At 73.9% G+C, this 10,813-nt stretch carries 9 protein-coding genes; 7 read left to right on the top strand and 2 right to left on the bottom strand.

Features of this window, described 5'->3' with window-relative positions; genetic code table 11:
- The first annotated feature begins 85 nt into the window (after positions 1-85).
- On the top strand, positions 86-1,651 hold the full coding sequence (locus tag ADK60_RS02890; RefSeq protein WP_045940957.1) for a PucR family transcriptional regulator: 1,566 nt from the start codon (positions 86-88) through the stop codon (positions 1,649-1,651).
- A 150-nt stretch (positions 1,652-1,801) separates the two neighbouring features.
- Complete coding sequence (locus ADK60_RS02895) at positions 1,802-3,244, top strand: aldehyde dehydrogenase family protein (RefSeq protein WP_045940958.1); 1,443 nt, start codon at positions 1,802-1,804, stop codon at positions 3,242-3,244.
- Between the two features lie 70 nt (positions 3,245-3,314).
- Here the strand turns inward: ADK60_RS02895 and ADK60_RS02900 are convergent, their stop codons facing one another.
- Positions 3,315-3,980, bottom strand: coding sequence for an NAD(P)H-binding protein (locus ADK60_RS02900; protein WP_053642963.1), 666 nt, complete (start codon positions 3,978-3,980; stop codon positions 3,315-3,317).
- 129 nt (positions 3,981-4,109) lie between these two features.
- Here ADK60_RS02900 and dxr point away from each other — a divergent pair, with 129 nt between their 5' ends.
- The 5 genes from dxr (at position 4,110) to ADK60_RS02925 (ending at position 9,783) form a co-directional block, all read left to right on the top strand.
- Positions 4,110-5,339 (top strand): 1-deoxy-D-xylulose-5-phosphate reductoisomerase, encoded by a 1,230-nt coding sequence (gene dxr / locus ADK60_RS02905; RefSeq protein WP_045940959.1) that lies wholly within the window; start codon positions 4,110-4,112, stop codon positions 5,337-5,339.
- 109 nt (positions 5,340-5,448) lie between these two features.
- Positions 5,449-6,753 (top strand): M50 family metallopeptidase, encoded by a 1,305-nt coding sequence (locus ADK60_RS02910; RefSeq protein ID WP_053642965.1) that lies wholly within the window; start codon positions 5,449-5,451, stop codon positions 6,751-6,753.
- A 140-nt stretch (positions 6,754-6,893) separates the two neighbouring features.
- On the top strand, positions 6,894-8,054 hold the full coding sequence (gene ispG / locus ADK60_RS02915) for a flavodoxin-dependent (E)-4-hydroxy-3-methylbut-2-enyl-diphosphate synthase (protein ID WP_045940961.1): 1,161 nt from the start codon (positions 6,894-6,896) through the stop codon (positions 8,052-8,054).
- A 155-nt stretch (positions 8,055-8,209) separates the two neighbouring features.
- Positions 8,210-9,085 carry a GNAT family N-acetyltransferase gene (locus ADK60_RS02920; protein WP_053642966.1) on the top strand — a complete coding sequence of 292 codons (876 nt, stop codon included), beginning with the start codon at positions 8,210-8,212 and terminating at the stop codon, positions 9,083-9,085.
- Between the two features lie 104 nt (positions 9,086-9,189).
- The gene (locus ADK60_RS02925) at positions 9,190-9,783 is read left to right on the top strand and encodes a GNAT family N-acetyltransferase (RefSeq protein ID WP_045940963.1); all 594 of its coding nucleotides are present in this window, start codon (positions 9,190-9,192) and stop codon (positions 9,781-9,783) included.
- Here ADK60_RS02925 and ADK60_RS02930 read toward each other — a convergent pair.
- On the bottom strand, positions 9,756-10,688 hold the full coding sequence (locus ADK60_RS02930) for an aminoglycoside phosphotransferase family protein (protein ID WP_053642968.1): 933 nt from the start codon (positions 10,686-10,688) through the stop codon (positions 9,756-9,758). The two genes, ADK60_RS02925 and ADK60_RS02930, sit on opposite strands and share 28 nt — an antisense overlap.
- Between the last annotated feature and the right edge of the window lie 125 nt (positions 10,689-10,813).

Genomic DNA, 10,813 nt, shown 5'->3' on the forward strand with positions numbered 1-10,813 from the left:
ATGAGAAGTGGGGATCCCCCTGGACTCCCAGCCCTCTCCCCGCCCGGCCGCAAAGGCGCGGTCGCGTCGCTCCCCCGAAGGTGCCATGCCCCCCACACTTGCCTCCGTCGTCCGCAACACCTCGCTCCATCTGACGGTCCTCGCCGGTGCGGACCATTTGGAGCGGCCGGTCCGCTGGGTGCACACCAGTGAGCTGGACGACCCGACGCCCTTCCTCGAAGGTGGTGAGCTGCTGCTCACCACCGGTATCAAGCTGGGCCGCACGGCCGCCCGGCTGCAGGCGTACGTGCACCGGCTGGCCGACGCGGGGGTGGTCGGGCTGGGGCTCGGGGTGGGGCTGTCGCACACGGAGGTGCCGCAGCCGCTGGTGGACGCGGCCGCGCAGCGCGGGCTGCCGCTGCTGCGGGTGCCGGAGCCGACGCCGTTCATCGCGATCAGCAAGGTGGTGTCGGCGGCGCTGGCGGCCGAGCAGTACGAGGCGGTGACGACCAGCTTCGAGGCGCAGGAGGAGCTGACCCGGGCCGCGCTGGGCAAGGACGGCACGACGGCGGTGGTGCGCCGGCTGGCGGCCCGGCTGGGCGGCTGGGCGGCGCTGTACGACGGTTCGGGCGCGCTGTCGGTGGTGGCGCCGGACTGGGCGGCGCGCCGGGCCGGGCGGCTGGCGGCGGAGGTGGACCGGCTGCGGCGGCGTCCGGCGCCGTCGAGTGCCGCGCTGCAGGGCCGGGCGCCGGGGATAGACACGGCGGACGAGGACTACGTGGTGGTCCAGTCGCTGGGGGCGGACCGGCGGGCGCGCGGGTTCCTGGCGGTGGGCACCGAGGACCGGATCACGCCGACCGAGCGCTATGTGCTGAACGCGGCGGTGGCGCTGCTGACGCTGACCCTGGAGCGGTCGCGGGAGCTGCGGCAGGCCGAGGAGCGGATGGGCGCGGCGCTGCTGCGGATGGTGCTGGCCGGGGAGGTGGCGACGGCGCGGCAGGTGGCGGCGGGCCTGTTCGGCGGGCTGCCGGAGGGAACGGTCCGGGTACTGGTGGCCGGGGCGGGCCAGGGGGTGGACGCCGGGGAGTCGCTGGGCGAGCTGGGCGACCGGGCCGAGCAGGCGGGTTCGCGGGTCGGCGAGAAGCTGCTGGTGGCGCGGGAGGACGGCGCGCACGGGCCGAGGCTGATGGTGCTGGCGCTGGACAACGGCGCGGTGCACCGGGCGTGCCTGGGTGTGGTGGAGGAGCACGAGGGCCTGTCGCTGGGCGTGTCGGCGCCGGCCGCGCTGGAGGACGCCGGGACGGCGCACGCGCAGGCCGAGCGGGCGCTGGCGGTGGCGCTGCGCGGTGGGCGGCGCTCGGTGGACCACGAGGAGGTCGGCGCCGGCTCGCTGCTGCCGCTGCTCGGGGAGGACGCCGTGACGGCCTTCGCCGAGGGGCTGCTGCGGCCGCTGCGGGACCACGACCGGACGGCGCGCGGCGATCTGGTGGCCTCGCTGCGGGCCTGGCTGTCGCGGCACGGGCAGTGGGACGCGGCGGCGGCCGATCTCGGTGTGCACCGGCACACCCTGCGGTACCGGATGCGGCGGGTCGAGGAGCTGCTGGGGCGGTCGCTGGACGACACGGACGTCCGGATGGAGCTCTGGCTGGCCCTGCGCTCGGGCGAGGAGTAGTCACAGCCGATCCGGCTGGACGCGGTGGAGTGGCCGCGCGGGTGAACGCTACTCCGTGTCCAATCCGGTCGGTGCGTCGGCCGCCCTACCCTCGATTGCGGCTCCACGTCCGTGGGGTCCTGACGACGACGAGGAGAGGCCGGTACCACGGTGACCACCACGTACGATTTCTGGCTGGCCGGCCGCCGGGCGAGCGGCGATGCCGACTTCGAGGTGCACAACAGCTGGGACGGCCGCCTGGTCGGCAAGGTGAGCATCCCCACCGAGGCGCAGGTCGAGGAGGCCCTGGAGGCCGCCGTCGCCGCGCTGCCGGTGTTCGCCGCGACCCCGGCGCATGTGCGTTCCGCCGCCCTGGACCACGTGGCCCGGCGGCTGGCCGAGCGCACCGAGGAGATCGCCCAGCTGATCACCGCGGAGAACGGCAAGCCGATCAAGTGGGCCCGCGGCGAGGTCGGCCGTGCCGTCTCGGTGTTCCGCTGGGCCGCCGAGGAGGCCCGCCGGACCAACGGCGAGACCATGCGGCTGGACACCGACCCGGGCGGCGTGGGCCGTTTCGCGCTGGTGCGCCGCTTCCCGCGCGGTGTGGTGCTGGGCATCGCCCCGTTCAACTTCCCGCTGAACCTGGTCGCCCACAAGGTCGCCCCGGCGATCGCGGTCGGCGCGCCGATCATCCTCAAGCCGGCCCCGGCGACCCCGCTGTCGGCCATGGTGCTGGGCGAGATCCTGGCCGAGACCGACCTGCCGGCCGGTTCCTGGAGCGTTCTGCCGGTCCCGAACGACCGGATGCCGGCCCTGGTGCAGGACCCGCGACTGCCGGTGATCTCCTTCACCGGTTCGGACAAGGTCGGCTACCAGATCATGGACTCGGTGCCGCGCAAGCACACCACCCTGGAGCTGGGCGGCAACGCCGCGGCCGTGGTGCTCGCCGACTGGTCCTCCGAGGCGGACCTGGACTGGGCGGCCACCCGGATCGCGATGTTCGCCAACTACCAGGGCGGCCAGTCCTGCATCTCGGTGCAGCGCGTGATCGCCGACGCCTCGGTCTACGACGCGCTGGTGGAGAAGGTCGTCGCCAAGGTGGGCGACCAGGTCACCGGTGACCCGAACGACGACGCCACGGACGTCGGCCCGCTGGTCGACGAGAACGCCGCGAAGCGGGTCGAGTCCTGGGTGGACGACGCGGTGGCCAAGGGCGCGAAGCTGCTCGCCGGCGGTACCCGCGAGGGCGCGACCTACGCCCCGACCGTGCTGGCCGAGCTGCCGGCGGACGCGATCCTGGCGACCTGCGAGGTGTTCGGCCCGGTGCTGTCGCTGCACCGGGTGGACGGTGTGGACGAGGCCTTCGCCGCCGTCAACAACTCGCCGTTCGGCCTCCAGGCGGGCGTGTTCACGCACGACCTGCAGACCGCCTTCCGCGCCCACCGGGAGCTGGAGGTCGGCGGTGTGATCATCGGCGACGCGCCGTCCTACCGTGCCGACCAGATGCCGTACGGCGGTGTCAAGGACTCCGGCGTCGGCCGTGAGGGCGTCAAGTACGCGATGGACGACTACACGGTCGAGAAGGTCATGGTTCTCAGCGGCCTGGACCTCTGAGACACGTGCTGACGAAGGGCCCGGCCGCGCGGTCGGGCCCTTCGGCGTACCCGGGGTGCCGGGGGAGCGCTCAGTCCCGGCCGGCTGCGGCCGCGACCGCCTCGGCGACGGTGGCGTCGCCGGAGAGCAGGTCCAGGGTCCGTCCGGCGGTGCCGGGTTCGTGCAGCAGGGCGGCGAGCACGGCGGCGACGTCCTGCCGGTCGACGGCGCCGCGCGGGAGGCCGGGGGCGAGCCGGACCAGTCCGGTGCCGGGTCCGTCGGTGAGGCGGCCGGGGCGCAGCACCGTCCAGTCCAGGCCGGGGCGGGACCTGACGGCGTCGTCGGCGGCGCCCTTGGCCCGCAGATAGGTCTGGAAGCCCTCGTCGGCGGGGTACTCGGCCTCGGCGTCGGCGCCCATCGAGGAGACGATGAGGTAGCGGCGGACGCCGGCGAGTTCGGCGGCGTCCGCGAGCAGGACGGCGGCGTCCCGGTCGACGGTGAGCTTGCGGGCGGCGCCGCTGCCCGGTCCGGCGCCGGCGGCGAACACCACGGCGTCGGCGCCGTCGAGCAGCCGGGCGAGTTCCGGTGCGGCGGCGGCCTCCAGGTCGAGCAGCAGCGGTTCGGCGCCGGCGGCGGCGAGGTCCTCGGCGTGTTCGGGGCGGCGGACGATTCCGGCGGGCCGGTCGCCCCGGTCGGCGAGCAGCCGTTCCAGTCGGAGGGCGATCTGTCCGTGGCCCCCGGCGATGACGATGCGCATGGCTCCGACGGTAGCCCGGGGCGGGGGCGCCGTCCTGGGGAACCGGTGCGGCGGGTCCGGCGAAGCGGTGTGGCGGATCGGGGGAACCCGTGGTGCGGGGGAGGGTGTCGGGCAGGCCACAATGGGCGCATGACTTCGCTCGCCCACCCGCAGCTGCGGTTCACCCCCGAGGTGACCGACCCCTCCGGCCCCCGGGAGTTGGTGATCCTCGGCTCCACCGGTTCGATCGGCACCCAGGCCATCGACGTGGTGCTCCGCAATCCCGACCGGTTCCGGGTGGTGGCCCTGTCGGCGGCCGGCGGCCGGGTCGACCTGCTCGCCGAGCAGGCGGTCCGGCTGGGTGTGCGCACCGTGGCGGTGGCCGATCCGGCGGCGGAGCCCGCGCTGCGCGAGGCGCTGGCGGCGAAGGCCGCGGGCGGGCCGCTGCCGACCGTGCTGGCCGGTCCGGACGCGGCGACCGAGCTGGCGGCGATGGAGTGCCACTCGGTGCTGAACGGCATCACCGGGTCGATCGGTCTGGGCCCGACGCTGGCGGCGCTGCGGGCCGGCCGGGTGCTGGTGCTGGCCAATAAGGAGTCGCTGATCGTGGGCGGCCCGCTGGTGAAGGCGGTGGCGCGGCCGGGGCAGATCGTCCCGGTGGACTCCGAGCACGCCGCGCTGTTCCAGGCGCTGGCCGGCGGCACCCGGGCCGAGGTCCGCAAGCTGGTGGTGACCGCGAGCGGTGGCCCGTTCCGCGGCCGCGGCCGCGCGGAGCTGGCCGGGGTGACCCCCGCCGACGCGCTGGCGCACCCGACCTGGGCGATGGGCCCGGTCGTCACGATCAACTCGGCCACCCTGGTGAACAAGGGCCTGGAGGTGATCGAGGCGCACCTGCTCTACGACGTGCCGTTCGACCGGATCGAGGTCGTGGTCCATCCGCAGTCGGTCGTGCACTCGATGGTGGAGTTCACGGACGGTTCGACGCTGGCGCAGGCGAGTCCGCCGGACATGCGGATGCCGATCGCGCTCGGCCTGGGCTGGCCGGACCGGGTCCCGGACGCGGCCCCGGGCTGCGACTGGACGAAGGCCGCGACCTGGGAGTTCTTCCCGCTGGACGACGAGGCCTTCCCGGCGGTCGAGCTGGCCCGCGAGGTCGGCACCCTGGGCGGTACCTGCCCGGCCGTGTTCAATGCCGCGAACGAGGAGTGTGTGGAGGCCTTCCTGAAGGGCCGCCTCGCCTTCACCGGGATCGTGGACACTGTTGCGAAGGTCGTGGCCGAGCACGGTGCCCCGGCCGGGGGAACTTCGCTGACGGTGGAGGACGTCCTGCACGCGGAGGACTGGGCGCGCGCCCGGGCCCGCGAGCTGGCGGCGGGCTGACGGTCCGCCCGGACAGGCAGCACCACCGGGGCGGGGCCGTCCGGACGGTCCCGCGCGGAGGACCGGTACGACGACAGGACGATCGGAGCGGCATGACGGAGGCGCAGCGGTGGCAACGGTGATGACGGTGGTCGGCATCCTGGTCTTCGTACTGGGACTGCTCTTCTCGATCGCCTGGCACGAGCTCGGCCACCTCTCCACGGCCAAGCTGTTCGGCATTCGGGTGCCGCAGTACATGGTCGGCTTCGGGCCGACGGTCTGGTCGCGGAAGAAGGGCGAGACCGAGTACGGCCTCAAGGCGGTCCCCCTGGGCGGGTACATCCGGATGATCGGGATGTTCCCGCCCGGTGCGGACGGGCGGATCACCCAGCGCTCGACCTCGCCCTGGCGGTCCATGATCGAGGACGCCCGGGAGGCCTCCTACGAGGAGGTGAAGGAGGGCGACGAGTCCCGGCTGTTCTACACGCGCAAGCCGTGGAAGCGCGTGATCGTCATGTTCGCCGGGCCGTTCATGAACCTGCTGCTCTCGTTCGGGCTCTTCCTGACCGTGATGATGGGCTTCGGCGTCTCGATGGCGGTGCCGACCATCGGCACCGTCTCGGAGTGCGTGGTCAAGGCCGGCCAGGCGACCGACACCTGTCCGGCGGACGCCCCGGCGGCGCCCGCCTTCCAGGCCGGGCTCCGGCCGGGCGACCGGGTGGTGTCCTTCGACGGCGACCGGATCGGCAACTACGAGCAGCTCCAGGGCGACATCCGGAAGTCGGCCGGCAAGAAGGTCGAGCTGGTGGTCGAGCGCGACGGGCAGCGGCTGACCCTCGAACCGACGATCGCCGTCAACGACGTGCAGAAGTACGACGCCGAGGGCCTGCCGGTCAAGGGCGAGACGGTGCGGGCCGGCTTCCTCGGCTTCACCCCGACCACGGGCGTGGTCCGGCTCGGCCTCGGGCAGTCCGTCGACCGGATGTACGACATGGCCGAGCACGGCGTGGAGTCGCTGGCCGCGCTGCCCGGCAAGATCCCCGGGCTGTGGCACTCGGTGGTCGACGGCGCCCCGCGCGAGGCGGACTCCCCGATCGGCATGGTCGGCGCGGCCCGGGTGAGTGGCGAGGTGTTCTCGCTGGACATCCCGGGCACCCAGCGGGTCGCCTACTTCGTCAACCTGCTCGCCGGGATCAACCTCTCGCTGTTCCTCTTCAACATGCTGCCGCTGCTGCCGCTGGACGGCGGCCACATCGCGGGCGCGGTCTGGGAGTCGGTCCGCCGCCGGTTCGCACGGCTGTTCCACCGCCCCGACCCCGGTCCGTTCGACGTGGCCCGGCTGATGCCGCTCGCGTACGTGGTGGCCAGCGTGTTCATCGGCTTCACCCTGCTGGTGCTGGTCGCCGACCTGGTGAACCCGGTCAAGATCAGTTAGAGCGGTCGGCCGGTGGGTGCGCGGACGCCCGTTCCCGTGCCGTACCGTTGGAGCCCGGGCGCGCGATCGTCGGCGCGCCCGGGTTCGGTCGTCCCAGCGGCCGGGCCGACCACACATCGACCCCGGGGAACCCTGCGCACATGACCGCGATCTCGCTCGGTATTCCGTCTCTGCCGCTCAAGCCGCTCGCCAAGCGCCGGGTCTCCCGTCAGATCATGGTCGGCAACGTGCCGGTCGGCGGCGACGCGCCCGTCTCGGTGCAGTCCATGACCACCACGCTGACCTCGGACATCAACGCCACCCTGCAGCAGATCGCGGAGCTCACCGCCTCCGGCTGCCAGATCGTGCGGGTCGCCGTTCCGTCCCAGGACGACGCGGACGCGCTGCCGATCATCGCGAGGAAGTCGCAGATCCCGGTGATCGCCGACATCCACTTCCAGCCGAAGTACGTCTTCGCCGCGATCGACGCCGGCTGCGCCGCGGTCCGGGTCAACCCGGGCAACATCAAGGCCTTCGACGACAAGGTCGGCGAGATCGCCAAGGCCGCCAAGGGCGCCGGGGTGCCGATCCGGATCGGCGTCAACGCCGGTTCGCTCGACAAGCGCCTGCTGGAGAAGTACGGCCGGGCGACCCCCGAGGCCCTGGTCGAGTCCGCGCTCTGGGAGTGCTCGCTGTTCGAGGAGCACGACTTCCGCGACATCAAGATCTCGGTCAAGCACAACGACCCGGTCGTGATGATCAACGCCTACCGCCAGCTCGCCGCCGCCTGCGACTACCCGCTGCACCTCGGTGTCACCGAGGCCGGCCCCGCCTTCCAGGGCACCATCAAGTCCGCGGTCGCCTTCGGCGCGCTGCTCGCCGAGGGCATCGGCGACACCATCCGGGTCTCGCTGAGCGCCCCGCCGGCCGAGGAGATCAAGGTCGGCAACCAGATCCTGGAGTCGCTCGGCCTGCGCCAGCGCGGTCTGGAGATCGTCTCCTGCCCGTCCTGCGGCCGCGCCCAGGTGGACGTCTACAAGCTCGCCGAGGAGGTCACGGCCGGCCTGGAGGGCATGAACGTGCCGCTGCGCGTCGCGGTCATGGGCTGCGTCGTCAACGGCCCGGGCGAGGCCCGCGAGGCCGACCTCGGGGTCGCCTCCGGCAACGGCAAGGGCCAGATCTTCGTCAAGGGCGAGGTCATCAAGACCGTCCCCGAGTCCAAGATCGTGGAGACCCTGATCGAGGAGGCGTTCAAGATCGCCGAGCAGATGGAGTCGGAGGGCGTCGAGTCCGGCGCGCCGACCGTCACCGCCGGCGAGTGACCCACCCCGGTGCCGGGTAGGTCCGCGCTGTTCTTCCGGAAGCGGGGCCGTCCGTGTGCGGACGGCCCCGCGGCCGTGCCCGGGTGGGGGCAGGGAGTAGGGTGCGGCCACCGTCGTCTCAGTAAGGTGCTGTCTCGATGCTCGATCGAGGTGTGATGCTCCCCAGCTCGTTCCAGGCCGCCCGCGCCCTGGCGACCACCCGCGTGCTGGAACCGCCGGACCTCGCCGACGCCCTCGCCGTCCTCCACCGCGACCCCGTCGCCAACGCCTTCGTGGCCACCCGGGTGGAGGCCGTCGGCCTCGACCCCTGGCGGCTCGGCGGCGAGATGTGGGGCTGGTACGACGAGCACGGCGAACTCGACGCGCTCTGCTACGCCGGGGCCAACCTGGTCCTGGTGGAGGCCGGGCCGCAGGCCGTCCAGGCCTTCGCCGAACGCGCCCGCAGACAGGGGCGCCGCTGCTCCTCCATCGTCGGCCCGGCCGGGCCGACCGCGGCCCTGTGGGCGCTGCTGGAGCGCAGCTGGGGGCCCGCCCGCGAGGTCAGGGCGCACCAGCCGCTGCTCGCCACCACGGTGCCGTCCGCCGAGATCGCCCCGGACCCGCTGGTCCGGCGGGTGCGGCGGGACGAGGTCGACATCCTGATGCCGGCCTGCGTGGCGATGTTCACCGAGGAGGTCGGCGTCTCGCCGCTGGCCGGTGACGGCGGGCTGCTGTACCAGGCCCGGGTCGCCGAACTCGTCACCACCGGACGCTCGTTCGCCCGCTTCGGCGAGGACGGCGAGGTCGTGTTCAAGGCCGAGATCGGGGCCGTCACCGAGGGCGCCTGCCAGATCCAGGGGGTCTGGGTCGCGCCCGGGCACCGGGGGCAGGGGCTCTCCGAGACCGGGATGGCCGCAGTGCTGGAGGTCGCGCTGCGCGAGGTCGCGCCGGTGGTGTCGCTGTACGTCAACGACTACAACCTGCGGGCGCGGGCCTCCTACCGGCGGGTGGGGTTCCGCGAGGTCGGGGCCTTCATGAGCGTGCTGTTCTGACGGCGGACCGGCCGCCGTTCGCCGGGTTGCCGGTGCGGGCCGCGTGGCGGGTGGCCGGGCGGTAACGTCCGGGGCATGGAACGGGTGACTGGGGTGATGGCGGGGTGACCGGGGTGACTGGGCCGGCCGGGGTGCGGATCGAGGCCATCGACCTCGCGGCATGGGCTCCGCAGGCGCTCGACGTCCAGGCGGTGGCCTTCGGGCTCACGCCCGAGGAGGTCATGGTCCGGCTCCACATCGTCGGACGGCACGCCCAGCAGCCCGGGGTGATCGCGCTCGGGGCGGTCAGCGGCGGTCGGCTGGTCGGCTTCGGGTACGGGATGCCGAACCGGCGCGACCACTGGTGGAGCACGGTGATCGAGCCCTATCTGGTCGCCCGGGGGCACGGGGCCTGGCTGGACGGCGTCTTCGCCGTCACCGAACTGCATGTGCTGCCGGAGTTCCAGGGACGAGGCGTCGGCTCCGCACTGATCCGGACGCTGACCGCGCGGTCGGGGGCGGACCGCAGCATCCTCTCCGCGATCGACGCCGAGACGCCGGCCCGTCGGCTCTACCGCTCGCTGGGCTACCGGGACCTCGCGCGGGCCGTGCACTTCCCGAACACGGAGCGGCGCTACGCGGTGATGGGGGCTCCGCTGCCGTTGCGCGGGGCGGGCGGCGCGGACGTGGCTCAGAGCGCGCCGGCGAACTCCAGGTAGAGCTCGGCGTCGGCGCGGCGGCCCGTGGTGAGGGCGGCGCCGGCGAGGTCGACGGCGCGGACCAGGGTCCAGCCGCGGAGGCGGTCGCGGTCCACCTCCAGCGCTTCGGCGAGCTGGTGCAGCCGACGGCGGACGGCGGCCGGGAGGCCGGGGGAGCCGACCAGGGTGTCGGCCCGGTCCAGGGTGAGGCGGGCCAGGTCGTAGGCGCGTTCGCCGACCAGCGGCCGGGGGTCGATCGCCAGCCAGGGCGCACGGTCGGCGGCGAGCACGTTGCCGTGGTGGAAGTCGCCGTGCAGCAGGAACTCCTCGGCCGCGGAGGCGGCGAGCGCGGCGGCGGACTCCCGGGCCTCGGCGAGCAGGGGTTCGGCCTCGGCCGGGAAGCCCGGGGCGGGGGCGGAGGGCGACGGGGCGGAGGGCAAGGGGGTGGGGAGGCCGGGGAAGGCGTGCTCCGGGGGGACGGGGGTCCAGAGCCGGTGCAGCAGGCTGGTGGCCTCCAGCATTGCCTTGGGCTCGGCGAGGGAGCGCAGCGGGATCTCGCCGTGCAGGCGCTCCAGCAGGAGGACGGTGGTACCGGGGTCGGGGGCCGCCGTGTCGAGGAGCAGCACGGCGCCGCGGCCGGCCCAGGCGGTGAGGGCCTCGGCCTCGTGGGCGGTGCCGGGGGTGCGCAGGGAGACCTTGAGAACGGCCGGGGCGAGGTCGTCGTCGCGGTGGACGTAGGCGACCAGGGCGAGCGAGCCGCCGGGGTCCAGGACGCGGTCCAGGGTGAGGTGCAGCCGGGCCAGTTCGGCGGTGACGAGGGCGGGGAGGGCGGCCAGCCAGCGCTCCGCCTCCTCGGGGCGCACGGCGGCGACGTTCCGCGCGAGCCGGTCGGGGACGGTGATCTGCCCTGGTGCTGCTGCCGACATGCCGGCCTTTCGGTAGCGGTTCCCCCGTGGTGGTACGCCTCCATTGTCGGTGATGGGAGGGCCGGGGGCCGCTGGGGCGGAGCGCGGGACCGGGTGCGGCTACGGGGTGGGGGTACTCGTCCCGG

It is taken from the genome of Streptomyces sp. XY431 (genome assembly GCF_001279805.1).
In the GTDB taxonomy this organism is placed as follows: domain Bacteria; phylum Actinomycetota; class Actinomycetes; order Streptomycetales; family Streptomycetaceae; genus Kitasatospora; species Kitasatospora purpeofusca.

Coding starts and splice junctions, on each gene's coding strand:
- ispG (WP_045940961.1), top strand. CDS start 6,894: ATGACCGCGATCTCGCTCGGTATTCCGTCTCTGCCGCTCAAGCCGCTC.
- ADK60_RS02900 (WP_053642963.1), bottom strand. CDS start 3,980: ATGCGCATCGTCATCGCCGGGGGCCACGGACAGATCGCCCTCCGACTG.
- ADK60_RS02920 (WP_053642966.1), top strand. CDS start 8,210: ATGCTCCCCAGCTCGTTCCAGGCCGCCCGCGCCCTGGCGACCACCCGC.
- ADK60_RS02930 (WP_053642968.1), bottom strand. CDS start 10,688: ATGTCGGCAGCAGCACCAGGGCAGATCACCGTCCCCGACCGGCTCGCG.
- ADK60_RS02890 (WP_045940957.1), top strand. CDS start 86: ATGCCCCCCACACTTGCCTCCGTCGTCCGCAACACCTCGCTCCATCTG.
- dxr (WP_045940959.1), top strand. CDS start 4,110: ATGACTTCGCTCGCCCACCCGCAGCTGCGGTTCACCCCCGAGGTGACC.